The sequence below is a fragment of the Pseudomonas sp. MPB26 genome (genome assembly GCF_046605355.1).
Taxonomy (GTDB): Bacteria; Pseudomonadota; Gammaproteobacteria; order Pseudomonadales; family Pseudomonadaceae; genus Aquipseudomonas; species Aquipseudomonas cedrina.
This window is the reverse complement of the sequence record NZ_CP176793.1, coordinates 1,061,642-1,087,397: the sequence shown is the minus strand read 5'-3', so window position 1 is coordinate 1,087,397 and position 25,756 is coordinate 1,061,642. Positions and strand designations below refer to the sequence as shown.

Sequence of the window (25,756 nt, the reverse complement as noted above, 5' to 3'; positions counted from 1 at the left end):
GACTAATGCGTATTGATCGTTTAACCAGCAAATTACAGTTGGCGCTGTCTGACTCCCAGTCCTTGGCGGTGGGCCTCGACCACCCGGCCATCGAGCCTGCGCACTTGATGCAAGCGCTCCTGGAACAGCAAGGTGGTTCCATCAAGCCCTTGCTGATGCAGGTGGGTTTCGACGTCAACAGCCTGCGCAAGGAGTTGAGCAAAGAGCTCGACCAACTGCCAAAAATCCAGAACCCGACCGGCGACGTGAATATGTCCCAGGACCTGGCGCGCCTGCTCAACCAGGCAGACCGCCTGGCGCAGCAAAAGGGTGACCAGTTCATCTCCAGCGAGCTGGTGCTGCTTGCCGCGATGGACGAAAACAGCAAGCTCGGCAAGTTGCTGCTGGGCCAGGGCGTGAGCAAAAAAGCCCTGGAAAACGCCATCAACAACCTGCGTGGCGGCGATGCCGTCAACGACCCTAATCACGAGGAGTCGCGCCAGGCCCTGGATAAATACACCGTCGACCTGACCAAGCGCGCCGAAGAAGGCAAGCTTGACCCGGTGATCGGCCGTGACGATGAAATCCGGCGCACCATCCAGGTCCTGCAGCGTCGCACCAAGAATAACCCGGTGTTGATCGGCGAGCCTGGCGTGGGCAAAACCGCGATCGCCGAAGGCCTGGCCCAGCGCATCATCAACGGCGAAGTGCCGGACGGCCTCAAGGGCAAGCGCCTGCTGTCGCTGGACATTGGGTCACTGATCGCCGGTGCCAAGTTCCGCGGTGAATTCGAAGAGCGCCTCAAATCCCTGCTCAATGAGCTGTCGAAGCAGGAAGGGCAGATCATTCTGTTCATCGACGAATTGCACACCATGGTCGGCGCCGGTAAAGGCGAAGGCTCGATGGACGCCGGCAATATGCTCAAGCCCGCCTTGGCGCGGGGTGAGTTGCACTGCGTGGGTGCCACCACGCTCAACGAGTATCGCCAGTACATCGAAAAGGACGCCGCCCTTGAACGGCGCTTCCAGAAAGTGCTGGTGGAAGAGCCGAGCGAAGAAGACACCATCGCGATCCTGCGTGGCCTGAAAGAGCGCTATGAGGTACACCACAAGGTGGCCATCACTGACGGCGCGATCATTGCGGCGGCCAAATTAAGCCACCGCTACATCACCGACCGTCAATTGCCCGACAAGGCCATCGACCTGATCGACGAAGCGGCCAGCCGTATCCGCATGGAGATCGACTCCAAGCCGGAAGTGCTCGACCGCCTGGATCGGCGCCTGATTCAACTGAAAGTCGAGTCCCAGGCGCTGAAGAAAGAAGAAGACGACGCGGCGAAGAAACGCCTGGAAAAACTCCAGGAAGAAATCGTCCGCTTGGAGCGCGAGTATTCGGACCTGGAAGAAATCTGGACCTCGGAGAAAGCCGAAGTGCAGGGCTCTGCACAGATCCAGCAAAAGATCGAGCAGTCTCGCCAGGAACTGGAAGCCGCGCGCCGTAAAGGCGACCTGAACCGCATGGCCGAGTTGCAGTACGGGGTGATCCCGGATCTGGAACGCAGCCTGCAGATGGTCGATCAGCACGGTAAGAGCGAGAACCAGTTGCTGCGCAGCAAGGTGACCGAGGAAGAAATTGCCGAAGTCGTCTCGAAATGGACCGGCATCCCGGTGTCGAAAATGCTCGAAGGCGAGCGCGACAAGCTGCTGAAAATGGAGAGCCTGTTGCACCAGCGCGTCATCGGCCAGGAAGAGGCGGTGGTCGCGGTCTCCAACGCGGTGCGGCGTTCCCGGGCCGGGCTGTCCGATCCGAACCGTCCGAGCGGCTCGTTCATGTTCCTCGGCCCGACCGGTGTGGGTAAGACCGAGTTGTGCAAGGCCCTGGCCGAGTTCCTCTTCGATACCGAAGAGGCGATGGTGCGGATCGATATGTCCGAGTTCATGGAAAAACACTCGGTGGCTCGCTTGATCGGTGCGCCACCGGGCTACGTGGGCTACGAGGAAGGTGGTTACCTGACCGAAGCCGTGCGGCGCAAGCCTTACTCGGTGATCCTGCTGGATGAGGTCGAGAAGGCGCACCCGGATGTGTTCAACATCCTGCTGCAGGTGCTGGAAGATGGCCGCCTGACGGACAGCCACGGGCGTACCGTGGACTTTCGCAACACGGTGATCGTGATGACCTCCAACCTGGGCTCCTCGCAGATCCAGGAATTGGTCGGTGATCGCGAAGCCCAGCGCGCCGCGGTGATGGATGCACTGACCAGCCACTTCCGCCCGGAATTCATCAACCGGGTCGACGAAGTGGTGATCTTCGAGCCATTGGCGCGGGATCAGATCGCGGGCATTACCGAGATCCAGCTGGGTCGCCTGCGCAGCCGTCTGGCCGAGCGCGAGTTGTCGCTGGAACTGAGCCGCGAGGCGTTGGACAAGCTGATCGCGGTGGGTTACGACCCGGTGTACGGCGCACGGCCGTTGAAGCGTGCGATCCAGCGCTGGATCGAAAACCCGCTGGCCCAACTGATCCTGTCGGGCAGCTTTATGCCGGGCACCAGCGTCGAAGCGACCGTGGAAAACGACGAAATCGTCTTCCACTGAGCCTGGGCTGCAGGCCGATAAGACAAGGCCCCGCATTGCGGGGCCTTTTTTTTCGATAGGGCGTTGAACTGTAAGGCAAAGGCTTGTAAAGTGCGCCCCGCAGCAACGTCAGCCCATGGGTTTCTTCTCCCCAAGAAGAAATCAGAAAGAAGCGCAAATCATTGTCTTAAAAGCAATTTAAAGGGTTGACAGGGGTTTTTAAGATTGTAGAATAGCGCGCCTCAGACACATGAACGTAGCGATACGGGCAAGTCGAAGAGAAGGTTACACCGCTGTAAAGTTGCACTTTGAAATATGTAGTTCCGTGATAGCTCAGTCGGTAGAGCAAATGACTGTTAATCATTGGGTCCCAGGTTCGAGTCCTGGTCACGGAGCCAATTTCAAACCGGGGTATAGCGCAGTCCGGTAGCGCGCCTGCTTTGGGAGCAGGATGTCGGGAGTTCGAATCCCCCTACCCCGACCATATTTGGGTCGTTAGCTCAGTTGGTAGAGCAGTTGGCTTTTAACCAATTGGTCGTAGGTTCGAATCCCACACGACCCACCATTTTTGAGACCAGTTAACGCTGGAATCAGATCTTAAGATCAGAGGCCAAAAGCGCTGATCGAAGAAGGCGACTGAAAGGTCGCCTTTTTTTTACCGGGGTATAGCGCAGTCCGGTAGCGCGCCTGCTTTGGGAGCAGGATGTCAGGAGTTCGAATCCCCTTACCCCGACCATATTAAAAATCCTCGTATCGAAAGATACGGGGATTTTTTTTGCGCGCACAAATCCTGAACTCACCGCAAAGAAAATGTGGGAGCTGGCTTGCCTGCGATTGCATCACCTCGGTGTGCCTGATACACCGAGTCGTCTGCATCGCGGGCAAGCCCGGCTCCCACACTGTTTTGTGGCGTTAGTGGAGCTTGAGTCTAGGCTCGGTGCCGCGCCCAATCTTGCTGCCCAACATCAACATCGCCGTACGGAAAACCCCATACAGCGCCATCTGGTGCATGCGGTACAGCGACACATAAAACATCCGCGCCAACCAGCCTTCCAGCATCACGCTTCCCGTCAGGTTACCCATCAAGTTACCCACCGCCGAAAACCGCGACAGCGAGATCAGCGAGCCGTAGTCGGTGTACTTGTAGCTTGGCAGCGCCTTGCCTTCGATACGCAGCTTCAGCGACTTGGCCAGCAGCGAGGCTTGCTGGTGCGCCGCCTGGGCCCGTGGCGGCACATTGCGGTCGGTGCCGACTTGCGGGCAGGCAGCGCAGTCGCCAAAGGCAAAGATGTTTTCGTCGCGGGTGGTTTGCAGTGTCGGCAACACTTGCAGTTGATTGATGCGGTTGGTTTCCAGGCCATCGATGTCCTTGAGGAAGCCTGGGGCGCGAATGCCGGCGGCCCAGACCTTGAGGCTGGCGGGGATGACCTGGCCGCCGCTGGTGATCAGGGCATCGGCCGTCACTTCACTGACCGCCGAGTTTGTCAGTACCGTTACCCCGAGCTTCTCCAGGGTTTTATGCACAGGCACGCCGATACGCTCCGGCAGCGCGGGCAATACCCGTGGGCCGGCTTCGATCAGGGTGATGTGCATGTTTTCCGGCTTGATGCGGTCCAGGCCATAGGCGGCCAGTTCGTGGGCGGCGTTATGCAGTTCGGCGGCCAGCTCGACCCCGGTAGCACCTGCGCCGACGATGGCGACGCTGATTTTTTCCACCACGTCGGTCTGCCCGGCGTGGGCGCGCAGGTAGTGGTTGAGCAGTTGCTGGTGGAAGCGCTCGGCCTGCTTGCGGGTATCGAGGAACAGGCAATGTTGCGCCGCGCCTTCGGTGCCGAAATCGTTGGTCGTGCTGCCGACCGCAATGACCAGGCTGTCATAGCCCAGCACGCGCGCAGGCACCAGCTCACGGCCTTCCTCATCGAGGGTGGCGGCCAGCTGGATCCTCTTATGCTCACGGTCAAGCCCGCTCATGCGCCCCAGTTGGAACTCGAAGTGGTTCCATTTGGCCTGGGCGACATAGTTGAGTTCGTCTTCCGACGAGTTCAGCGAGCCGGCCGCCACTTCGTGCAGCAAGGGCTTCCAGATGTGAGTCAGGTTGGTGTCCACCAGCGTGATGCTGGCCGTGCCGCGCTTGCCCAGGGTTTTCCCCAGGCGGGTCGCCAACTCCAGGCCGCCGGCGCCGCCGCCGACGATAATAATACGATGGGTCATGGGGATATCTCGCAAGGCTAAAGGAAATCGGAGCAGTTACCCCCGCGAGCGCCAGGCAGCTCATAGCGTCAGGTAACTCAAAAGGCGACTCAGCAGGCCGAGGCCGATCACCACGGCAAGCACTACACCAAGGAGCAGCCACGGCCGGAAAGGCTTGCGCTCGACCTGATGTTGAGAGAGTTGCAGGTACTCTTCGACACGCTGTTGGTCATCGGGGTTCAGGCGGCTGGTCATAAAGGCCTCGTCAGGTAGACGTTGCAAAAGAGCACCACGTTACAGTCGCGCCGGCATCAGAGGCTGATGCCCACGTCGAATACTACGCTGCGGCCCAGGTTATTGCGCAAGAAGTCCGGCGCGTCCGGATGAGCGAACAGCACCCGGGCAAAGGTCGGCCCCACCAGGGATAGCGATCGCCAGCCCTGGCGCAGGTATTCCGTCGGCGGCGGGAAGTGGCTGTTCAGGTCGAGCACTTCACGCTTGAGGCTGGCGAAGGCGACGATATCCAACTCCCCCAGGTCCATGCCGCGTTCTTTATAGTTATGCGCCTTCTTGCGCAAGGTGGGCGCCAGGCGCAATAGAAATTCATGGGCCGGGATGCGTCGCGGCTTGGCTTCGCGCCGCACCAACTGGCTGAGGGAGAAGGCACTGCGTCGACGCAACAGTTCGTCGCGCCATTCATCGTTCAGCCGGCGGCCTTCGTCGAGTACGAAAAACACCTCGAAACTGGCATCTCGAAACAACACGTCCGGCGGTTCTTGTCCGGCGGCGTGAAAATCTTCGGCCCGGTAAGGCACGTTCAGGCCCTGCAACAGCCGCTGGCAGACCCAACGCTCACGCTCCCATTTGCGGGCATTGGACAAGAACGCGTTGGCTTGTTCGGCCGCTACGGTGAGCAGGCGCAAGTAGTCTGAGTCATCCATGGTTAGCAGCTTAGCGCCCAAATCATGACCGCAGGAAGTCCCGCTAACAAACGTCGGTGTAGACTGACCATTCAACTAAGGGTCCAACAGGGAGAGTGCTGCCGTGATCAGTGCCGCGATGCTGGCGCCGACAACCCTGGGTGTCGGCTGGCTGTTGTCTACGCCCGTGATGCTGTGGGCGCTCCTGCGCTCACCCTGGGTCGAGTTGTTTGCCGACCGGCGGCGCCAGCATTTGCTGTTCGGCACCGTGTTCGCGGTGTTCATGCTGTGGCTGGTACGACGGGATTTCGATACCGGTGTGTCCTACCACTTTATCGGCATGACCGCGGTGACTCTGCTGCTGGATTGGCCCTTGGCGATTGTCGGCGGCTTTGCCGCCCAGTTGGGCCTGGTCTTGTTGGGGCGTCAGGACCTGGCCGCCCTTGGCGTCAACGGCCTGCTGCTGATCGTGCTGCCGGTGCTGGTCACCGAAGCGTGCGCGTTGCTGGTCGAGCGCGCGCAACCGCGTAACCCCTTTGTGTATATCTTCTGCTCCGGTTTTTTCGCCGCCGCGCTGTCAGCCTTGCTCTGTCTGTTGGTCGGGCTGGGGCTTTTGTGGTTCGACGGGCGCTTTGCCATGCCCGAATGGCTCGAGGACTTCGTCGGCTATCTGTGGCTGATCATCTTTCCCGAGGCTTTTATCAACGGCATCGTGATCAGCGCTTTGGTGGTGTTCTGTCCGGAATGGCTGGAGACCTTCAACCGTACCCGCTATCTATCCGCCCCCTGGAAAGATGACGACCCGTCGGGTTGATCCAGATCAAATCCCGGGCGGACGCGCAGGCTCATGCTTTCCGAAATTTTCAGGAGCACCAATCATGAGTGTGTACGAATGGGCACGGCAAGAGTTGCGCAGAAGCCAGGACGCTGCACAGGAAATCGGTTTTGACCCCGGCTTGACCCTGCGCGCCATGCTGAGCGCGGTAGTACAGCAGAGCAAGGGCGTGCGCAGTTTCGAGGACCTGGCCGACGAGCTGCAATACCTTGCAGAGAACCTCGACGACCAGCAGGAATACGCCTTTATGCGCCCTTAATGGCGCGGCGGCAGGTCTTCGGAAAACAACTCGTCCTCGGCATCCGGAGCCACGGGGATCTTGTGTTCCTCAGCGGCCCAGGCGCCCAGGTCGATCAGTTTGCAACGGTCCGAGCAGAACGGCCGGTTGAGGTTGGTCGCTTTCCATTCCACGGGGGCGCCGCAGGTTGGACAGTCGACGGTCAAGGGTTGGCTCATGTTCGGCCTCCACGCAAAGTAAGGTAAAAGTGGTGCAGTCGCTCGACCTCGCCGTGCAGCCAGGCAAGGTCCCGGTCATTGACCAATATGTCGTCGGCATGGTTCAGGCGGTCTTCACGGCTGGACTGGGCCTTGAGAATCGCCTGTACCTGTTGTTCGCTGATGCCGTCGCGCTGCAGGGTACGCTGAATCTGCAGCGATTGCGGCACGTCGATCACCAGGATGCGTTGGGTCATGCTGTACTGGCCTGATTCGATCAGCAGTGGCGACACCAATATGGCGTAAGGCGACTGCGCGCGCGCCAGGTGGCTGTGAATCTCCTCGCCAATCAGCGGGTGCAGCAAGGCTTCGAGCCAACGGCGCTCTTCGGGTACTTCAAAGATCAGCTTGCGCAATGCGCCGCGGTCCAATTGGCCGTCGGGCAGCAGCACGCCGGCACCAAAGTGTTCGGCGATGCGCGCGAGCGCCGGCCGGCCAGGCTCCACCACCCAGCGGGCGGCATGGTCGGCGTCTACCAGATCGATACCCAGGTCGATGAAGTGCTGGGCGGCCGCGCTTTTGCCGCTGCCAATGCCACCGGTGAGCCCGAGAATCCAGGGTGTTGCAACAGAAGTGGTCATCTGAAACCGACAGACTGCAAATAGAAGTCGGTTATTTGACCACCCCAGAGCAATGCAATCCAGCCGGCAATCGCCAGATACGGACCAAATGGCATGGGTGTCGACGCCTGGGCCTTGCGCAGGCGCATCAGGATCAAGCCCACCACCACCCCGACCAGTGATGACATCAGCAGTGTCAGCGGCAGGATCTGCCAGCCCCCCCATGCGCCGAGCAGCGCCAGCAACTTGAAGTCGCCGTGGCCCATGCCGTCTTTGCCGGTGACCAGTTTGAACAGCCAGAACACGCTCCAAAGGCTCACGTACCCGAGCACTGCGCCCCACAGGGCATCGGGCAATGTCGTCAGCAGGTCGAACCCGTTAGCGATGAGTCCCAGCCACAGCAGCGGCATCACCAGCACATCCGGCAACAGCTGATGGTCCGCATCGATCAGGCTCATTACCAGCAACCCCCAGCTCAGCACCAGCATCGCGCCTGCCTGCCAGCCAAAGCCGAAATGCCCGGCCACCAGGGCCGAGATCAGCGCGCAGGCCAGTTCGGTCAGCGGGTAGCGGGCGCTGATCGCCCCCTGGCAATGGGCGCAACGGCCTCTGAGCAACAGGTAACTGAGCAGCGGAATATTTTCCCAGGGACGTATCGGGTGATTGCAGTGTGGGCAGCAGGAATTGGGCTGCATGAGGTTGTAGGTCGGCCCGCCGGGCTCGGCGGGCAGGCCGAGTACCTCATGGGCCTGGGCGCGCCATTCGCGCTCGAGCATTTTCGGCAGGCGCCAGACCACCACGTTGAGGAAGCTGCCGACGATCAGCCCCAACACCGCCGCCATCACGACAAAAGCCCATGGGTATGCAACCAGCAGCAGGCTCAAAACGCGCTCCCCAGTTGGAAGACCGGCAAATACATGGCGATCACCAGGGCGCCGACAATGCTCCCCAGAACCACCATGATCAGTGGCTCCATCAGGCTGGTGAGATTATCGACGAGGTTGTCCACGTCGGCCTCGTAATGGTTGGCGACTTTTTCCAGCATGCGGTCCAGCGTGCCAGACTCTTCGCCGATGGCGGTCATCTGGATCGCCATGGCGGGGAACAGGCCGCTGGCCAGCATGGATTGATTCAATGACATGCCAGTGGAGACCTCGTGTCGCATATGTTCGATTGCCTGTTTGAACGGCCCTGATCCCACGGCGCCAGCGACCGAATCCAATGCCTGGACCAATGGAACCCCAGCGGCAAAGGTGGTGGAAAGCGTTCGGGCGTAACGGGCCACGGCGGATTTGCTCAACAGTTTGCCTGCCAGGGGCGCTTTCAACAAACCGGTGTCCACCCAGAGGCGCAAGGCAGGCAAGGTCCTATAGGCATGGCGCAGCCCCGTACCTGCCGCCAAAAAGCCAAGTGCCAGGATCCACCAGGCTCGCTGCACGAACTCGGACAGGGCAATCACCTGCAACGTGAAACCGGGCAGCGTGCCGTCGACCCCGGCGAACAGGTTCTGGAACTGTGGCACGACGTAGATCAACAGAATGCCGGTGACAAGGCTGGCCACCACCAGCACTGCAATCGGGTAGGTCATGGCTTTTTTGATTCTGGCCTTTAAGTGCTCGCTCTTTTCCCGATGGATCGCCACGCGTTCCAGCAGCGTTTCAAGCGCCCCGGCCTGCTCGCCGGCGGCCACCAGATTGCAATACAGCGCATCGAAATAGCGCGGTTGTTTGCGCAGCGCTTCAGTCAGGCTGGAGCCGGCGGCGATTGCCTGCTTCAAGCCGTGCACCTGTTCACGCATCGCTCGGTTGTCGAAGCCTTCGCTGATGATGTCGAAGGCTTGCAGAAGCGCAATGCCGGCTTTGAGCAGCGTAGCCAGTTGGCGCGTGAACAGGGTGATGTCCGTCGATTTGATCGACGGTGCCAGGCTCTGCAGCACTGGGGATTGCTTGCGCACCTGCTCGGGGCTGATGCCTTGCCGGCGCAATTTAGCCTTGACCAGGGCAAGGTTGTGGCCTGTGGTTTGCCCGGACACCCTGCGTCCTTTGCGGTTGATGCCTTCCCAGGCGTACATCGTCGGAGCGTTGTCCATGTCTCGGTTCCGCACAGAGGTCGTCGAAGATTTATAGCGTAGTCAGGTGACGGATTCGGGCAGGCCGACAGCCCCGGATAAAATGTCAGAATATGCGTCTTGTGCGCGATCAAGCGCCTGCGGATGAGTACACTGGCGCCGCTGCACAACACGGGGCGCAGGAAGCGCCTTGTCATGAGTTCTGTCCTGGAGAGTGAATGTGATACGTCAAAAAGGCTTTACCCTGATCGAGCTGTTGATCGTCGTGGCAATCATCGGCATCTTGGCCACCATCGGCCTGCCGATGTATACCACCCACCAGGCCAAGGCCAAGTTCACCGCCGGCCTGGCTGAAATCACCGCGTTGAAGCCCGGCTATGAAGACACCATCAACCAGGGCACCGTTCCCACCCTGGCCTTGATCGGCGGCACCAGCCCGACCGCCAATTGCAAGATCGACGTGGCAGGCGATGTGGCGACGGGGGCGGGCTCCATCAGTTGCGAAATACTCGATGCGCCAGCGCCGGTGCTGGGCAAGACCATCAGCCTGACGCGCAGCGCCACCAGCGGTTGGAAATGCATCACCACCGCCGACGCAAAATATGTCGCCAAGGGTTGCGCCGCGGCCGGTGCATAACTGCTGAACCCTCCACAGGGAAGTCGAGGTGGTCGATGACGTTGTCCGTTCAACAGCGTGGCGGTATTTTTCTGATAGCCGTGGTGTGCCTTCTAGTGTTGGGCATTTGTGCTCCGTTCGGCGGGCATGATTTGCAGCGCGCGATGCAGATCACTATCGGGGCTTGTGCGGTGCTCTATGGGCTGTCAGTCGCACGCGTTGGACGGCTGGTGGATCGGCCTACCGCACAGGGGCTGGCGCTGATTGTCGTGTTGGGCCTGGCGTCCGCAATGCTGGCCCACCAGCCGCTCTGGGCGCTTGCCGAAATGGCGTTGTTTATCAGCTGCGGCGCGATTGCCGTGGCCTTCGCCTTGCTGCGTCGCCACGGGGGAGAGCGTCTGGATCGTGCCTTGATCCTGATCGTAGTATTGCTGTGCCTGATCAAGTCGATTCAATACCTGTATGAGGGAACCCTTGCGTTCGCCGGCGCCGAACGGACGCTGGACCCTGACCTGTTGCTCTCGGGCTTTTCCAACAAGCGTTTCTACGGCCAGTTCCAGACGTTCACCCTGCCATTGCTGGCGCTTCCCTTGTTGATCCCGGGGCTTTCCCGTTCACTCAAAGCCTGGGTGTTTGCGTTGCTGTGCGGGTGGTGGCTGATCGCGATCGGCGGCGGCACGCGTGGCACCTGGCTTGGCATGGGCGCGGCGGGCATGGTGCTGGCGGTGCTGGGGCCATGGGGGCGGCGCTGGCTGGGTTGGCAATTGGCCGCATTGCTGGGCGGGCTGTTGTTGTATTGGCTGGTGTTTACGATGCTGGCGGATTACCTGGGGATAGCGGTCGTCAATGGCGCCAGTGATCGCCTCACCACCTCCCTGTCGGGGCGCGGCCCGATCTGGCAGCAAGCGTGGCATATGCTAGCCGAGCGGCCCTGGTTGGGCTTCGGGCCGATGCATTTTGCCGATATTGCCAACAAAATTGCGGCCCACCCCCATCAGGCGGTCCTGCAATGGGCCAGTGAATGGGGTGTGCCATCGGCTTTGTGCGTCGCTTTGCTGGCGTGGCGCGGGGGCTGGGCCACGGTCGGTGTGCTGCGTGAACGTGCGTTGAGCGCCGAGCGGGCAGACCTGCTGCGGCTGTGCTTGTTTGCCGCCTTGGTCGGCGCGGTGGTGCAGTCCATGGTCGATGGCGTGATAGTGATGCCCAACTCCCAGGTATGGCTGGCGCTGGTGGTGGGCTGGTTGATGGGGCTCCACATGTGGCGTACGTCGCGAACCGCTGAAATGCCTATGGCCTGGGCTGCCTGGAAAGCCCTGGGTGTACTGGCCGTTGGTCTGTTGATCTTTATAGCCGCGCGCGATGTACCTCACATCAAGCAAGCGCAGCAGCAGTACCTGGACGCTCATGGCAGCTTGCTGCAACCGCGCTTCTGGGCCCAAGGCGTGATCGCCCGCTAACGGCCGTAAGTTGCCGGACGCCCGATGCGGTGCTAGCTTTAGCCCACTGCCCGTGTAGCTCAGCCGGTAGAGCAGCGCACTCGTAACGCGAAGGTCGCAGGTTCGATTCCTGTCTCGGGCACCAAGGCAACAAAGGCAGCACCGTTTTCAAAGGCAATGTTTTCAGATGATCCCAGAATGGTTCTGAAGGCCAGACGAGCCGGCATGTAAGCCCGCTCTTTTGTATCTGCGCAACCTTGATGACCCAGATGCATCCCCATTCCTCGATCTAAGAGAACGCACATGACCACGACTGAAATGACCCAGCAAGCGCGGCACGAAGAAGCACTCAATAAATACCTTGAGGCCACGCCGCAGCTTAAGGAAGAGATCAAGGACCTGAGCGCCGATGACCAGCGCGACCAGATTCAGTGGGCATTCGAAGACGAGGCCGAGAGCCAGAATCTTCAGCCTTGGGAGCTGACCCTCAAGTACACCTCGACGCCGGAAGAATTCGAAACGGCACGGCTGGCCTTGCACAAAGAGGCGGCCGAGGTGCTGGGCGTCGAATGGGACGAATATTGCGAAATGAATAACCTGGTGGTCTGAGGTTGTAGTGAGCGGGCTCGCCCCGCGCTGGGTGGCGAAGCCGCCCCAAACCAGGCGACCTGATTCTACCTGGAACTCAGCGAAGTCCTTATTGGGGCGGCTTCGCCACCCAGCGCGGGGCAAGCCCGCTCACTACACGATGTTTAGATGCTGAGGCGCATCGATAAATCCACCGCCTTCACATCCTTGGTGATCGCGCCAATGGAGATGTAATCCACCCCGGTCTCCGCAATGGGCAGCAGGGTGCTCTCATTGATCCCGCCGCTGGCCTCCAGTTTTGCCTTGCCACCGTTCAGGCGCACGGCTTCGCGCATATCGTCCAGGCTCAACTCGTCGAGCATGATGATATCGGCACCCGCCGCCAGGGCTTCGCGCAGTTCATCCAGGCTCTCCACTTCGATTTCCACAGGCTTGCCGGGTGCGATCCCATGGGCGGCCGTGATTGCCTGGGCAATGCCACCGCAGGCGGCAATATGGTTTTCCTTGATCAGGAACGCGTCATACAAACCGATACGGTGGTTATGACAACCGCCGCAGGTGACGGCGTACTTCTGCGCCAGGCGCAGGCCCGGCAGGGTCTTGCGGGTATCCAGCAATTTGACCTGAGTGCTGGCGACCCTATCGGCCAGGAACCGGGCGCGAGTGGCGACCCCGGACAGCAGCTGGAGGAAGTTCAGCGCGCTGCGTTCGCCGCTGAGCAGCGAGCGTGCGGGACCTTCAAGATGGAACAGCACCTGGTCGGGACTGACGCGGTCGCCATCGATTACCTGCCAATGCACGGCGACGCGTGGGTCCAGCTGGCGAAAGACCGCATCCACCCAGGCGGTACCGGCGATCACTGCTGCGTCACGGGTAATGATAGTGGCCGTGGCCAGCCGTTCGGCCGGGATCAACTGCGCAGTGATGTCGCCGCTGCCGATGTCTTCCAGCAGTGCACGGCGCACGTTGGCTTCGATTTCGGCGGTGAGGTCGGCAAGACGGAGATTCGGCATAACAGGCTCCACAGACAAAGTGCGCCGATTATAGGGGCAGTGTGCGTCCGAACCCAGGCTCACCACTCATTTACCGTGCAACGGCAGAGTTTGCTGGCGCAACCGGCCACATTTGCAAGATAATCTGGCGCCTTGCAATTGGCGTCATAGCTTTGACGTTGACACCCATACCGCCGTTTCAGGAGGCCAGGATGCACAATGACGGAAAGGTGGTGCCGATCAACAAGGCACACGCTACGCCATCGCCGCTCGCCCGACTGCCGGTGGTGTTGCTGCAGGTCCGCGACAAGGCGGCGCAACAGTTGCAGCAAGGGCTGCAGGACCTGTTCGATAACGCCGACGACACCTTGTTCGAAATGGCCGATAAGTCGCGCAACAATCTCGACCAGCATATTTTCTTTGAGGCCATGCGCGACCTGCGCCTCAAGCGCAAGAACTTCGAGCGCGTGTTCATGGCGCGCCTGTTTGAAGCTTTCGCCCGCCTGGGCCAGGCGGGGCGGGGTGAGGCGCCACTGGTGCCGGTGGTTTCCTATGAGGCGGCATCAGGGGCATCCAAGGATGACCTGGAAAAAACCGTGGCGCTGGAGGCCATGTTGGGCCGGGTGCGCCACCGTGACGGCCTGGCCCTGGGGCAACTCACTGCACGGTTGAGCGCTTTGCTGGGCAACCGCCTGGATGACCGCGAGAACCCGCTGGGACCAGCGCTGCTGTGTGAATTTTTCCTGCACGCGGGGCGCAGCCTGGGCGTGGAAATTCGCGTCAAACTGATCATGCTCAAACTCTTTGAAAAATACGTGCTCAGTGACGCCGACCAGCTCTACGGCGAAGCCAATCAATTGCTGCTCGCAACGGGCGTGTTGCCTGAACTCAAGGCCGTGCCGTCGCGTCGCCTTGAGGCGCGGGCGGCCCGTGATTACCCGCGCCAGGAAAGCTTGCCCGCCGCCGATCAGCCCGTGGGCGCAAATGATCAGGAAGCCTTTGCCGCGCTCCAGACGTTACTCACGGCGGTACGCGGTAGCGTTGCGCCGACGCTGGAGGCCAGCGCCGATCCCTCGCCCATTTCTACCCGCGACCTGTTGCGCCTGCTTTCCCACCTGCAGCAGTACGTACCGGAGCCTGAGGTCGAGGACGATTTCGACCTGCGTAACCAGCTTGAGCAACTGCTCACCCGCGTCAGCGTCAAGAGTGGCAAATCGCGGGTGGTGGAAGAGGCGGATGAAGACGTGATCAACCTGATCGCGTTGCTGTTCGAATACATCCTGAACGACCGTGCGCTGCCCGATGCCTTCAAGGCTTTGATCGCGCGCCTGCAGATCCCGATGCTGAAAGTGGCGCTGCTCGACAAGCGTTTCTTCAGTCGCGCCAGCCACCCGGCGCGGCGCCTGCTCAATGAAATCGCGGCCGCGGCCATCGGCTGCAGCGAGCGTGACCCCCTGTACCTGCGCATCGAGCAAGTGGTGCAGCGCCTGCTCAATGAGTTCGGCGAAGACCCGGTAATATTTTCCCAGCTGCTTTGCGAGTTCAGCGCGTTTACCGCCGATGAGCGGCGGCGCAGCGACCTGCTCGAACAACACACCCGCGATGCCGAAGCAGGGCGCGTGCGCACCGAAGCTGCCCATCAGCGCGTGGCCGACGTACTGAATAAACGGCTGCTGGGCAAGGTCCTGCCGCGCCCGGTCGTGCAGTTCCTGCAACAGGCCTGGAGCCAGGTGCTGTTGCTGGCCAGCCTCAAGCACGGCGAGCAGTCGGTGCAATGGCAAGCGGGGTTGCGCACCATGGACGAGTTGATCTGGAGCGTCAGCCTGCAGCAAGACACCGAAGCCGGGCGCCATCTGGCGGAGCAACTGCCAGGCTTGCTCAAGGCCCTGCGCGACGGTTTGACCAGTGCCGCGTTCGACTCTTTCAGCACCCGCGAATTCTTTTTGCGCCTGCAGGCCCTGCATATCCAGGCGCCTGAAGGCGGCGATGAGTTGATCGAAGTCACTGAGCCGTTTGTGCCGGGCGCGACGACAGCCGATCCGATCACCCTGTCGGACAGTGACCCCGACCTCCACAAGGTTCACCAGCTCAAGGAGGGTAGCTGGGTGGTCTTCGAGGAAGACAATGCCTGCGCACTGCGGTGCAAGCTGACGGCGATCATGGCGCCGGCCAATGCTTACATTTTTACCAATCGCACGGGACTCAAAGCGCTGGAAAAGAGCGCTGGTCAACTGGCGTTGGCATTCAAGCATGGCGCACTGCGGACCTTGGAGGGCGGCCCCTTGTTCGAGCGCGCACTGGCCGCTGTGGTGGGCAAGCTGCGTCAACTCAATCGCGGCAAGTGATCGCAACCAGGGGGCCGAACGCGGCATACTGGTCACATGTTGTCTCGTTCAAGGAACCGGTATGCAGTTGGACCCCATCAGCGGTTGGTGCCAGGGCATCCGTCATTGCCCTTCACCCAACTTTAACGAGCGCCCCGCAGGCGAAATCTCACTGTTGGTGGTGCATAACATCAGCCTGCCGCCGGCGCAGTTCGCCACCGGCAAAGTGCAGGAGTTTTTCCAGAACCGCTTGGATGTCACGGAACATCCCTACTTTGAAGGAATCGCCGACCTACAGGTGTCTGCGCATTTTCTGATTGAGCGTGATGGTGCGGTGACGCAGTTTGTTTCCTGTCTCGACCGCGCCTGGCATGCCGGGGTTTCCCAGTTCGAGGGTCGGGAAACCTGCAATGACTTCTCCCTGGGGGTGGAACTGGAAGGCACTGATGATCAACCGTTCACCGACGCCCAATATGCGGCGCTGATCGACCTGACCCGCCAGTTGCTGGCGGCTTACCCAGGCATCACTGCCCAGCGCATTTGCGGTCACAGCGACATCGCCCCGGGACGCAAGACCGATCCCGGCCCGGCTTTTGATTGGACGCGCTTTCGCAGCGCCTTGCAGGATGGAGGACACGCACGATGAGTTTCCTGGTGTTGGTGCTGGCCGTATGGATCGAGAAGTTCTCGGCCTTGCGCCAGCGGTTGCAGCGTGACGGCGGTTGGTTGCGCGAACTGGCCAAGCTGGAATCGAGACCGCGCATGGGCAAGCGGCCCTGGCTGATTCTGGCGTTGCTGGTGTTGCTGCCGGTGGCGTTGCTGGCCTTGTTGTTGCTGGTGCTGGAGCCGGTGGCCTATGGGCTGTTGGCGTTGCCGGTGCACCTGCTGGTGGTGATCTACAGCCTGGGCCGCGGTGATCTGCTCGCCGGCCTCGGTCCCTTCCGCGATGCCTGGCGCCGTGGCGACCTGCAGGCCGCCGAGCATGTGGCCGAACGTGACCTGAGCCTTAACGCCGACGACGGCGAGCAATTGCTTGAACGTGTCCAGGGCCACCTGTTGTGGCAGGCCTACCAGAGCTTTTTCGCGGTGATTTTCTGGTACTTCCTGCTGGGGCCGGTAGCGGCCCTGGCCTATCGCCTGCTTGCCCTGGCCAGTGAGCACAGCAAGAACCCGCTGGTGGCCGAGCGCGCCACGCAACTGCGCCACGCATTTGACTGGGTGCCGGTACGCCTGCTGGCGGCCAGTTTTGCCCTGGTCGGCAACTTCGTCGCGGTCGGCCGTGTGATGCTGCACGAATTGCTGAACTGGGACATCAGCGCCGCCCAACTGGTAGAAAAAGTCGGCTTGGCTGCCGCTGAAATTCCGCCTCCGGCGCTGGGCCCCGATGGCGTCAACAGCCTGGACAGGCTGTGGGAATTGCTGCTGCGCGCGGCGGTGCTGTGGTATGCAGGGTTTGCTATCTGGACGGTTTTGCCCTAGCCAGACGGGCCCCGAGATTAAAAGCAAAAGCGCGACGCCCCGGTCAAGCTGTGGGAGCTGGCTTGTCGGATCGCCGCACCGCTGCGATGCAGGCGCCTTGGTAGATCAGGCATACCCTGTTGATGCCATCGCAGCATAGGTATCTACACAATTTTCAACGGTGTGTGGCGAGGAGCTTGCTTGGCGGCCTTCGGGCCGACCGTTTTTTGGGTTTGACGGAGTACATATCCGTTGCTGCGGTAACGGCGGCTTAGGGTTCCGCCCTTACGGCGGGTCACTTTTTGGAGAGCGCAAAAAGTAACCAAAAACGCTTCGCCCCACCACTCGGTGCCTCGCCTAGGCTCGGCATGCCCGTAATCCGACATTGATTTGGGGGGCCGCCGCCACGCGCCATCCATGGCGCGGGGCGGCTAAACCGGCGTCCTGCCGGTTTACCCCCCAAATCAATATCGAATTGCGGCCAGCGTGGTTGACGGGGCGCCTCAGATCAAGATCAAAAACAAAGCGCGGCGGCCTTGGAGCCGACCGGTATTCATGTCGAACTCGGTTCAAAATGTGGGAGCTGTCGAGCCCCAGCGAGGCTGCGAAGGCGGCGGCACTGCTGGCATTTTTTTCGCCTGACCCACCGCTTTCGCAGCCTCGCTAAAGCTCGACAGCTCCCACAAAAAAGCAGATCTGCAGAGTTCCCCCACCCATTAACCTTAAATTACAAAACTCCCCCTCAAAGTGAGCTATACAGATGCTGGCTAACTGCCGCCCTGTGCCTCAATAAAAATAAAAGAAAAGGGAGTTCACCTGTGAAGCGCTTGCTCTATCCCGCCGTCGCGTTGATGAATCGCCTGAGTTTCGGCATGAAGTTCAGCTTGGTCAGTGTGCTGTTCCTGCTGCCGATGCTGGCGACCAACTATTACCTGGTGCGCGATTCCTGGCGTGAATTCCAGGGCACTCGTGTGGAATTGCAAAGCCTCGACCTGCTCGGCAGCAGCCTGGCCCTGCGTCGCGACCTGGAAACCCTCAACAACCAGGTACAAATCAACGCCACCCTCGGCCAGTCCGGCAAGGCCGGCGACCTTGAGGCGCAGATAAACGCATTGGAAAACAGTGTGCTCAGCCGCCTGCAAAGCCTCAGCGCCATGGCCAGCGACCCCGAGCACATTGCTGCGTTTGAGGGCAAGCGCGATGAGTTGATCGCGGCCTTCAAGGCCCAGCAACAGGAAACCTCGCTACTGAGCAAAAGTGCGCTGATCGGCAAGTTGCTCAACAAGGCGCAGATGCTCAGCCAGATCATCGCCAGCCAATCCGGCTTGAGCCGCGACCCCCAGGGCGATCTGCGGCAGCTTACCGAACTGATCACCAGCGTCACCCCTCAGGTCACCCAAACCCTGGGTGAAGGTCGGGCTATGGGCGCCTATTCCCTTGGCCAGGGGTTTCTCAATTCGTCAGCCAGCACGCGCTTTGATGAGCTATTGCAGCAATTGGAAAAACTCCAGGCTGAATATGGCTTGAAGTTGCAGGATGCCTTGGGCTCCAGCAACGCCGCGCTCACTGCCCTGGAGAGCCTGGCCACGGCCAGCAACGCCAGCCTGAAGCAAGGCAGTGTGCTGTTTGAAGATCAGGTGGTGATGGCGCAAACCCTGGATGCGCCGTGGCAGGGGTTCTACGACAGCGTCAGCCAGTTGATGGCCAAGACCTACGGGCTGGATGACGCCACCCTCGCATTTCTCGCGCAGCAATTGGAGCAACGCCTGGCGCAGAATCGCACGCACATGCTGGTACTGGTCTGCGCGCTGACGGCGGTGTTCTTGCTGATCTTTTATTTATACGCAGGCTTCTACGCCTCCACCCGCACCACGCTGCGCCGCTTGGGCGCCATGATGGACAAGGTGGCGGCCGGCGACATGACGGTCACCTTCGTGGCCGACAGTCGCGATGAGTTGGGCGACCTGGGCCAGGTGTTCAACGGTACCGTGGCGAAGATCCATGACCTGATCGAACGTGTCGGCCACACCGTCAGCCAGGTGGAGCGCCAGGCCGGCGAGGTGGAAACGGTCTCGGCCCAGAGCAATCAGGCGGTATCCGGGCAGCGTTTCCAGATCGAGCAAGTCGCCACGGCCATGAACCAGATGTCGGCCACTGCCCAGGAAGTCGCACGCAGCGCGGCGGCGGCGGTCAGCAGTGCCCGTAGCGTCAACGACGAAACCGTCGGCGGTCGTGGGCTGGTGCAGTCCCAGCAAGTCAGCATCGCACGGCTGGCTTCGGAGATTGATCAATCGGCGGGGGTGATCAACCAATTGGCCACGGACAGCCAGTCCATCAGCAGTGTGTTGGAGGTGATCAAGAGCATTGCCGAGCAAACCAACCTGCTGGCACTCAATGCCGCCATCGAGGCGGCGCGGGCGGGTGAGCAGGGCCGTGGTTTTGCGGTGGTCGCCGATGAGGTGCGGACCCTGGCCCGGCGCACCCAGGACTCCACAGAGGAAATCGAGCAGATAATCAGCCGCTTGCACAGCGGCGTGGCAGCGGCGGTGAAGGCCATGGGCAGCAGCCATGAAATGGCGAACGGCACGGTTGGGCAGTCGGAAAAGGTGCAGCAGGCCCTGGAAAATATCCTCGGTGCCGTAGGAATGATCGTCGATCAGAACCAACAGATCGCTGCCGCGGTGGAACAGCAAACCGCTGTCGCCCATGACATCGACCAGAATATCGTCGCGATCAATCGCGCCGGTGAGCATGCGGCGCAAGGCGCGCAGCAGACCGAAGCGGCGAGCCGGCAACTGTCTGCGCAAGTGATCGAGTTGAAGCAATTGATCGGTGCGTTTCGCGTGTAGCGCAGGTGTCGGCACTCAGGCAGGCTTTACCAGCCGAACAGCTCGCAGGCGTTGCGTGTACTCGCCTCTGCCAGCGCTGGCGGGCTGATGCCCATGCGTTCGGCCAGCGCCGCGCAGATAGCCGGCAGATGCTCGGGGCTGTTGCGTTGGCCCGGGTACATGGCGGGCGCCATGTCGGGTGAGTCGGTTTCCAGCACCACCGCGTCCAGCGGCAGATGCGCCAGCACCTTGTGCATGCGCAGCGCCTGGGGCCAGGTGGCGGCGCCGCCCAGGCCCAGTTTGAAGCCGAGCTTGATGTATTCGCGGGCTTCTTCGCGGCTGCCGGCAAACGCATGGATGATGCCGCCGCGGGGCAGGCGAATGCGCTTGAGGGTCGCGATCACCGCCGCGTGGCTGCGCCGCACATGCAGCAACGCAGGCAGTTGGAAATCCAGCGCCAGCTTGAGCTGGGCTTCAAACAGGCTTTGCTGGCGTTCGCGGTCCGGTTGCTCGACAAAGTAATCCAGGCCAATTTCACCGACCGCACACAGTTGCCGATGGCCGTGCAGGCGAGTCAGCCAATCGCCCAGTTCACTCAGGTCAGCGGGGCGATGCTCATCGAGGTACACCGGGTGCAGGCCAAAGGCGGCGAACAATCCCGCGTCCGTTTGCACCAGATCCCACAACCGTTGCCAGTTCCGCTGATACACCCCCAACACCACCATGCGCCGCACGCCCAACGCACGGCTGTGGGCGAGGACTTCGCGGCGGTCGCTATCGAAATCCGCAAAGTCCAGGTGGGTATGGGTGTCGATCAGCTCCACGCTCAGGCCTCGTGAATACGCTGTTTGAATGTGCGGCCGATGGCGTGTACGCCGGGTTGGTAGTGTTCTTCTTCAATAGCGGCCAAGGCCAGGCGCAGAGCGGTATCGGCGATCAACTGATGTTGCTGGGCCATGGCGTTGACCGGCAGCGGCAGGAAATCCAGCAACTGGGTATCACCAAAGGTGCCCAGGCGCAGCGGGCGCGACTTGAGCGGGAAGTCATGCAGCGCATCGAACACGCCCTGCAACAGCACGTAGGAGGTGGTGACCAGCGCGTCAGGCAAATGCCCCAATTGATGCAGAAGCTGCTCCATCAATTGCCGGCCGCAGTCCCGGCTGAAGGCTTCGCCGTGTTCGACGATCACCTCGCCGGTGAAACCCTGGAGGGCTTCACGGAAACCGGCGGCACGCGCCTGGCTGATGCTCAGCTCGGGCCGTGCGCCGATCAGCACGATCTGCTTGGGCACCGGTTGCAGCAGGCTGCTGGTCAATTGCTGACACGCTTGGCGGTCGTCGCTGACCACCGAGCAAAACTGATCCGACGCCATCTCCCGGTCGATCGCGATCACCGGCAAACCCTTGGCTTGCAGTTCGCGGTAACTGTCATCGCTGGCCGGCAGGCAACTGGCCACAAACAACGCATCGCAGCGCCGCGCGCGGAACAGTTGCAGCAATTGGCGCTCGCTGCCGGCGTCGTCATCCGAGCTGGCGATCAGTAACTGATAGCCGCGCGCCCGTGCGCCTTGCTCCAGGAGCTTGGCGATGCGTGCGTAACTGGGGTTTTCCAGGTCGGGCAGGATAAACCCCAAGGTGCGCGTATGCCGACTGCGCAGCCCGGCGGCCTGGGGATTGGGGGTAAAGCCATGGGCTTGGACGACAGCGCGCACCCGTTCGACGGTGGCATTGCTGATGCGTTGCTGTTCGGCCTTGCCATTGATGACGTAGCTGGCGGTGGTCACGGACACACCGGCCAGGCGTGCGATATCACTGAGTTTCAAACCGGGATTTCCTTGTTTTCTGGAGCTCGCCCCGACATTTTGTCCAATCGTAACCGATTCCTGTACGCGACTTATGTCCTGGCTCAATCGCCGAGTGGTCCTTCAAGGATGCGCAATTAACGCGTAGTCTTCCATAAAATCTAGATTAAACGTTTCAGCCAGCGTATTTTTACGACGTTCGCGACTGAGTGGCTACTGCCCATCGACTGCTCGGTCAGTTATTTTTGAACACCCATTACACTGTTTGTTTAAAACAATACCTAGTGCACGACCGCACTAACTAGGAGAACGGCATGCTTGAGCTCACTGTAGAGCAGATTTCCATGGGCCAGGTGGCTGTGGATAAATCCGCTGCCTTGCACCTGCTCGCTGAAAAACTGGTGGCCGACGGCCTGGTCGCCGAGGGTTACCTGAGCGGTTTGCAAGCCCGTGAAGCCCAAGGCTCGACCTTTCTCGGCCAGGGTATTGCCATCCCCCACGGCACCCCGGAAACCCGCGACCAGGTATTCTCTACCGGCGTACGCCTGCTGCAGTTCCCCGAAGGGGTGGACTGGGGCGACGGCCAGATCGTGTACTTGGCCATCGGCATTGCCGCCAAATCCGACGAACACCTGCGCCTGCTGCAACTGCTCACCCGTGCCCTTGGCGAAACCGACCTGGGCCAGGCACTGCGCCGTGCCGGAACGGCCGAAGCGCTGCTGAAATTGCTGCAGGGCGCGCCGCAGGAACTGGCGCTGGATGCGCAGATGATCAGCCTGGGCGTGTCCGCCGATGACTTCGAAGAGTTGGTATGGCGCGGCGCACGGCTGTTGCGCCAGGCCGATTGTGTAAGCAATGGTTTCGCCGCCGTGTTGCAGCAGGTCGACGCGCTGCCCCTGGGCGATGGCCTGTGGTGGTTGCACAGCGAGCAAACGGTCAAACGTCCGGGCCTGGCGTTCGTCACCCCGGACAAGCCCATGCGCTACCTCGGCCAGCCGCTCAATGGCCTGTTCTGCCTGGCTAGCCTCGGTGAGGCCCACCAGACGCTGCTGGAACGCCTGTGCGCCTTGCTGATTGAGGGTCGCGGCCAGGAACTCGGCCGCGCCACCAGCAGCCGCGCGGTGCTCGAAGTGCTGGGCGGCGAACTGCCGCCGGATTGGCCCAGCGCGCGCATCACCCTGGCCAACGCCCACGGCCTGCATGCGCGCCCGGCGAAGATCCTGGCGCAATTGGCGAAAAGCTTTGAAGGCGATATCCGCGTGCGCATCGTCGATGGCCCAGTGGGCGCGGTGTCGGTCAAAAGCCTGAGCAAGCTACTGAGCCTCGGCGCACGGCGTGGCCAGGCGCTGGAATTTGTCGCCGAGCCGACGATTGCCGATGACGCACTGCCCGCGTTGCTGGCCGCGGTGCAAGAAGGCCTCGGTGAAGACGTCGAGCCGCTGCCGACCCTGAGCGAACAGCCGCAAGTGCTCGATATCGAGCCGCTGCTCAGCGCGCCGCAGGCCGGCAGCCAGGTCCAGGCCATCGCCGCAGCGCCGGGCATTGCCATCGGCCCTGCGCACATTCAGGTTCAGCAAGTCTTCGAATACCCGCTGCGTGGCGAGTCCTCGGCGATTGAACGCCAGCGCCTGCAAAGCGCCCTGGCCGAGGTGCGCCGGGATATCCAGGGCCTGATCGAACGCAACCCCGCCAAGGCCATCCGCGAGATTTTCATCACCCACCAGGAAATGCTCGACGACCCGGAACTCACCGATGAAGTCGAGACCCGCCTCAAGCAGGGCGAGAGCGCGCAAGCGGCGTGGATGAGCGTGATCGAAGCGGCCGCCAAGCAACAGGAGTCGCTGCAGGACGCCTTGCTCGCCGAGCGCGCCGCCGACTTGCGGGATATCGGCCGCCGCGTACTGGCGCAACTGTGCGGTGTTGAAACCGCCCCGGAACCCGGCGAGCCTTACATCCTGGTGATGGACGAAGTCGGCCCGTCCGACGTTGCGCGGCTTGATCCCGCGCGCGTCGCCGGCATCCTCACCGCCCGTGGTGGCGCTACCGCCCACAGTGCCATCGTCGCCCGTGCCCTTGGCATCCCGGCCCTGGTCGGCGCCGGCCCGGCGGTTTTGCTGCTGGCCTCGGGCACGCCGCTGTTGCTCGACGGCCAGCGCGGCCGCCTGCATGTGGACCCCGACGCCGCCACCCTGCAACGCGCCACGGTCGAGCGCGATACCCGCGAACAACGCCTGCAGGCCGCCGCCAAGCAGCGCCATGAACCGGCGCTGACCCGTGACGGCCACGCCGTGGAAGTGTTCGCCAACATCGGTGAAAGCGCCGGTGTCGCCGGCGCGGTGGAGCAGGGGGCCGAAGGCATCGGCTTGCTGCGCACCGAACTGATTTTCATGGCTCACCCGCAAGCGCCGGACGAAGCCACCCAGGAAGCCGAGTACCGCCGCGTCCTTGACGGCCTTGGCGGTCGCCCGCTGGTGGTGCGCACCCTCGATGTGGGCGGTGACAAACCGCTGCCTTACTGGCCGATTGCCGAGGAGGAAAACCCCTTCCTCGGCGTGCGCGGCATACGTCTGACCTTGCAGCGCCCGCAGATCATGGAAGCGCAATTGCGCGCGCTGCTGCGTTCGGCGGACAACCGCCCGCTGCGCATCATGTTCCCCATGGTCGGCAGCGTCGATGAATGGCGTGCGGCCCGCGACATGACCGAGCGCCTGCGCCTGGAAATCCCGGTGGCGGACTTGCAACTGGGCATCATGATCGAGGTGCCGTCGGCCGCGTTGCTGGCGCCGGTGCTGGCCCAGGAGGTCGACTTCTTCAGCGTCGGCACCAACGACCTGACCCAGTACACCCTGGCCATCGACCGTGGTCACCCGACCTTGTCCGCCCAAGCGGATGGCTTGCACCCGGCGGTCCTGCAACTGATCGACATCACCGTGCGCGCCGCCCACGCCCATGGCAAATGGGTCGGTGTGTGCGGCGAGCTGGCGGCGGACCCGCTGGCGGTGCCGGTGCTGATCGGCCTGGGCGTGGATGAGTTGAGCGTGTCGGCCCGCAGTATTCCCGAAGTGAAGGCGCGCGTGCGCGAATTCAGTCTGAGCGAGGCCCAGGGCCTGGCGCAAAAAGCACTCGCGGTAGGCTCGCCCGCCGAAGTGCGTGCCCTAGTGGAGGCCGTGTAAATGGCACATATCTTGACCCTGACGCTGAACCCGGCGTTGGACCTGACCGTGCGCCTGCCGCGCCTGGAGCCGGGTGCAGTCAATCGCAGCGAAACCCTGCTGACTCATGCCGCCGGCAAGGGTGTGAACGTGGCGCAGGTCTTGGCGGACCTCGGCCATCACCTGAGCGTCGGCGGTTTTCTCGGTGCGGCGAACCCCGAGGCGTTTGATGCGCTGATCGCCCGTCGCGGCTTTGACGACGCGTTCATCCGCGTGCCCGGCGAAACCCGCAGCAATATCAAGATTGCCGAACAGGATGGCCGGGTCACCGATATCAATGCGCCGGGGCCGCTGGTGAGTGAGCAGGCACAAAAGGACTTGCTCAAGATGATCGCGAGCATCGGGCCCGGGTTCGACGCGGTGGTGGTCGCCGGCAGCTTGCCGCGCGGCGTCAGCCCGCAGTGGTTTCAAGCAATGCTGCAACAGTTGAAAGACCTCGGCTTGAAAGTCGCCCTGGACACCAGCGGCGAAGCGTTGCGCGCTGGTCTGCAGGCCGGCCCGTGGCTGGTCAAGCCCAACACCGAAGAGCTGGCCGAAGTCCTTGGTAATCCCTCCGATGCAATCAATCAACTGCATCAACAGGGCGTGGAACATGTGGTGGTTTCCGACGGTGCCGCGGGCGTGACCTGGTACAGCTCGGGTGCAACGCTGCATGCCACTCCGCCCAAGGTGGAGGTGGCCAGTACCGTAGGCGCCGGCGACTCGCTGCTGGCCGGGATGCTGCACGGTTTGCTCAGTGGCGATAAACCCGAGCACACCCTGCGCCGCGCCACGGCGATTGCCGCGATGGCGGTGACGCAGATCGGCTTTGGTATCAGCGATGACGCGCAATTGGCGCGCCTCGCAAGCGGCGTCCAAATACGCACGCTGACAGAACAATAAGA

The 25,756-nt window shown here is 61.7% G+C and carries 22 protein-coding genes, 5 tRNA genes and 1 pseudogene; 18 read left to right on the top strand and 10 right to left on the bottom strand.

The features are described from left to right. Positions 1–5: 5 nt before the first annotated feature. The 5 genes from clpB to ACLH0H_RS05085 all read left to right on the top strand — a co-directional run bounded on the left by clpB (position 6) and on the right by ACLH0H_RS05085 (position 3,285). The gene (gene clpB / locus ACLH0H_RS05105) at positions 6–2,570 is read left to right on the top strand and encodes an ATP-dependent chaperone ClpB (protein ID WP_411381216.1); all 2,565 of its coding nucleotides are present in this window, start codon (positions 6–8) and stop codon (positions 2,568–2,570) included. A gap of 301 nt (positions 2,571–2,871) precedes the next feature. Continuing rightward, positions 2,872–2,947 (top strand) — tRNA-Asn (locus ACLH0H_RS05100). A gap of 9 nt (positions 2,948–2,956) precedes the next feature. Further along, positions 2,957–3,033, top strand: a tRNA-Pro gene (locus tag ACLH0H_RS05095). Between the two features lie 5 nt (positions 3,034–3,038). Next, positions 3,039–3,114: transfer RNA gene (locus tag ACLH0H_RS05090), tRNA-Lys, on the top strand. A gap of 94 nt (positions 3,115–3,208) precedes the next feature. Further along, positions 3,209–3,285 (top strand) — tRNA-Pro (locus ACLH0H_RS05085). 176 nt (positions 3,286–3,461) lie between these two features. On the opposite strand, the gene ACLH0H_RS05080 is transcribed toward ACLH0H_RS05085, so the two are convergent. From ACLH0H_RS05080 to ACLH0H_RS05070, 3 genes are read right to left on the bottom strand one after another with little or no spacing between them, the layout of a single operon-like run. Then, a complete protein-coding gene (locus ACLH0H_RS05080; RefSeq protein ID WP_411381215.1) occupies positions 3,462–4,760 on the bottom strand; it encodes an NAD(P)/FAD-dependent oxidoreductase in 1,299 nt (432 codons plus the stop codon). 60 nt (positions 4,761–4,820) lie between these two features. Next, positions 4,821–4,994, bottom strand: a complete 174-nt coding sequence (locus tag ACLH0H_RS05075; RefSeq protein ID WP_411381214.1) for a DUF3094 family protein — start codon at positions 4,992–4,994, stop codon at positions 4,821–4,823. Between the two features lie 56 nt (positions 4,995–5,050). After that, positions 5,051–5,680 carry a DUF1780 domain-containing protein gene (locus tag ACLH0H_RS05070; protein WP_411381213.1) on the bottom strand — a complete coding sequence of 210 codons (630 nt, stop codon included), beginning with the start codon at positions 5,678–5,680 and terminating at the stop codon, positions 5,051–5,053. Between the two features lie 103 nt (positions 5,681–5,783). Here ACLH0H_RS05070 and ACLH0H_RS05065 point away from each other — a divergent pair, with 103 nt between their 5' ends. Both ACLH0H_RS05065 and ACLH0H_RS05060 read left to right on the top strand, forming a co-directional pair. Then, positions 5,784–6,473, top strand: a complete 690-nt coding sequence (locus tag ACLH0H_RS05065) for an energy-coupling factor ABC transporter permease (protein ID WP_411381212.1) — start codon at positions 5,784–5,786, stop codon at positions 6,471–6,473. A 64-nt stretch (positions 6,474–6,537) separates the two neighbouring features. After that, entirely contained in the window at positions 6,538–6,753 is a 216-nt protein-coding gene (locus ACLH0H_RS05060) for a hypothetical protein (RefSeq protein WP_003171680.1), read from the top strand. Here the strand turns inward: ACLH0H_RS05060 and yacG are convergent. The 4 genes from yacG to ACLH0H_RS05040 are packed head-to-tail and all read right to left on the bottom strand — an operon-like array spanning position 6,750 to position 9,638. Beyond that, entirely contained in the window at positions 6,750–6,950 is a 201-nt protein-coding gene (gene yacG / locus ACLH0H_RS05055) for a DNA gyrase inhibitor YacG (protein ID WP_003188437.1), read from the bottom strand. The genes ACLH0H_RS05060 and yacG overlap by 4 nt on opposite strands. Beyond that, a complete protein-coding gene (gene coaE, locus ACLH0H_RS05050; RefSeq protein WP_411381211.1) occupies positions 6,947–7,570 on the bottom strand; it encodes a dephospho-CoA kinase in 624 nt (207 codons plus the stop codon). Before coaE ends, yacG begins: the two co-directional genes overlap by 4 nt. Beyond that, complete coding sequence (locus ACLH0H_RS05045; RefSeq protein ID WP_411381210.1) at positions 7,567–8,433, bottom strand: prepilin peptidase; 867 nt, start codon at positions 8,431–8,433, stop codon at positions 7,567–7,569. Before ACLH0H_RS05045 ends, coaE begins: the two co-directional genes overlap by 4 nt. Then, the gene (locus ACLH0H_RS05040; RefSeq protein WP_411381209.1) at positions 8,430–9,638 is read right to left on the bottom strand and encodes a type II secretion system F family protein; all 1,209 of its coding nucleotides are present in this window, start codon (positions 9,636–9,638) and stop codon (positions 8,430–8,432) included. Before ACLH0H_RS05040 ends, ACLH0H_RS05045 begins: the two co-directional genes overlap by 4 nt. A gap of 202 nt (positions 9,639–9,840) precedes the next feature. Here ACLH0H_RS05040 and ACLH0H_RS05035 point away from each other — a divergent pair, with 202 nt between their 5' ends. From ACLH0H_RS05035 to ACLH0H_RS05020, 4 genes are all read left to right on the top strand, one after another. Beyond that, entirely contained in the window at positions 9,841–10,254 is a 414-nt protein-coding gene (locus tag ACLH0H_RS05035) for a pilin (RefSeq protein ID WP_411382369.1), read from the top strand. A 35-nt stretch (positions 10,255–10,289) separates the two neighbouring features. Continuing rightward, the gene (locus ACLH0H_RS05030; protein WP_411381208.1) at positions 10,290–11,690 is read left to right on the top strand and encodes an O-antigen ligase family protein; all 1,401 of its coding nucleotides are present in this window, start codon (positions 10,290–10,292) and stop codon (positions 11,688–11,690) included. A gap of 48 nt (positions 11,691–11,738) precedes the next feature. Further along, a tRNA-Thr gene (locus tag ACLH0H_RS05025) sits at positions 11,739–11,814 on the top strand. Positions 11,815–11,972: 158 nt separating this feature from the next. Further along, positions 11,973–12,278 carry a DUF6388 family protein gene (locus tag ACLH0H_RS05020; RefSeq protein WP_076951111.1) on the top strand — a complete coding sequence of 102 codons (306 nt, stop codon included), beginning with the start codon at positions 11,973–11,975 and terminating at the stop codon, positions 12,276–12,278. Positions 12,279–12,421: 143 nt separating this feature from the next. Here ACLH0H_RS05020 and nadC read toward each other — a convergent pair whose 3' ends face one another. After that, on the bottom strand, positions 12,422–13,270 hold the full coding sequence (nadC, locus tag ACLH0H_RS05015) for a carboxylating nicotinate-nucleotide diphosphorylase (RefSeq protein WP_411381207.1): 849 nt from the start codon (positions 13,268–13,270) through the stop codon (positions 12,422–12,424). A 191-nt stretch (positions 13,271–13,461) separates the two neighbouring features. Here nadC and ACLH0H_RS05010 point away from each other — a divergent pair, with 191 nt between their 5' ends. The 5 genes and pseudogenes from ACLH0H_RS05010 (at position 13,462) to ACLH0H_RS04990 (ending at position 19,880) form a co-directional block, all read left to right on the top strand. After that, positions 13,462–15,594: a DUF1631 domain-containing protein gene (locus ACLH0H_RS05010; protein WP_411381206.1), complete on the top strand. Its 2,133-nt coding sequence runs from the start codon at positions 13,462–13,464 to the stop codon at positions 15,592–15,594. Positions 15,595–15,655: 61 nt separating this feature from the next. Next, positions 15,656–16,219 (top strand): 1,6-anhydro-N-acetylmuramyl-L-alanine amidase AmpD, encoded by a 564-nt coding sequence (ampD, locus tag ACLH0H_RS05005; RefSeq protein ID WP_411381205.1) that lies wholly within the window; start codon positions 15,656–15,658, stop codon positions 16,217–16,219. Beyond that, entirely contained in the window at positions 16,216–17,052 is an 837-nt protein-coding gene (gene ampE, locus ACLH0H_RS05000) for a regulatory signaling modulator protein AmpE (protein WP_411381204.1), read from the top strand. Before ampD ends, ampE begins: the two co-directional genes overlap by 4 nt. Before the next feature lie 830 nt (positions 17,053–17,882). Beyond that, positions 17,883–19,022 (top strand): annotated as a pseudogene (locus ACLH0H_RS04995) (HAMP domain-containing protein); the annotation flags it as partial. Between the two features lie 144 nt (positions 19,023–19,166). Continuing rightward, positions 19,167–19,880, top strand: coding sequence for a methyl-accepting chemotaxis protein (locus ACLH0H_RS04990; RefSeq protein ID WP_411382368.1), 714 nt, complete (start codon positions 19,167–19,169; stop codon positions 19,878–19,880). A gap of 26 nt (positions 19,881–19,906) precedes the next feature. Here the strand turns inward: ACLH0H_RS04990 and ACLH0H_RS04985 are convergent, their stop codons facing one another. Both ACLH0H_RS04985 and cra read right to left on the bottom strand, forming a co-directional pair. Then, complete coding sequence (locus ACLH0H_RS04985; protein WP_411381203.1) at positions 19,907–20,683, bottom strand: TatD family hydrolase; 777 nt, start codon at positions 20,681–20,683, stop codon at positions 19,907–19,909. A gap of 2 nt (positions 20,684–20,685) precedes the next feature. Further along, a complete protein-coding gene (cra, locus tag ACLH0H_RS04980) occupies positions 20,686–21,681 on the bottom strand; it encodes a catabolite repressor/activator (protein WP_411381202.1) in 996 nt (331 codons plus the stop codon). A 293-nt stretch (positions 21,682–21,974) separates the two neighbouring features. Between cra and ptsP the strand changes: the two genes are divergently transcribed. Together ptsP and pfkB are read left to right on the top strand one after the other, a co-directional pair. Then, complete coding sequence (gene ptsP, locus ACLH0H_RS04975; protein WP_411381201.1) at positions 21,975–24,833, top strand: phosphoenolpyruvate--protein phosphotransferase; 2,859 nt, start codon at positions 21,975–21,977, stop codon at positions 24,831–24,833. Continuing rightward, positions 24,834–25,754 (top strand): 1-phosphofructokinase, encoded by a 921-nt coding sequence (gene pfkB, locus ACLH0H_RS04970; RefSeq protein ID WP_411381200.1) that lies wholly within the window; start codon positions 24,834–24,836, stop codon positions 25,752–25,754. Positions 25,755–25,756 lie beyond the last annotated feature (2 nt).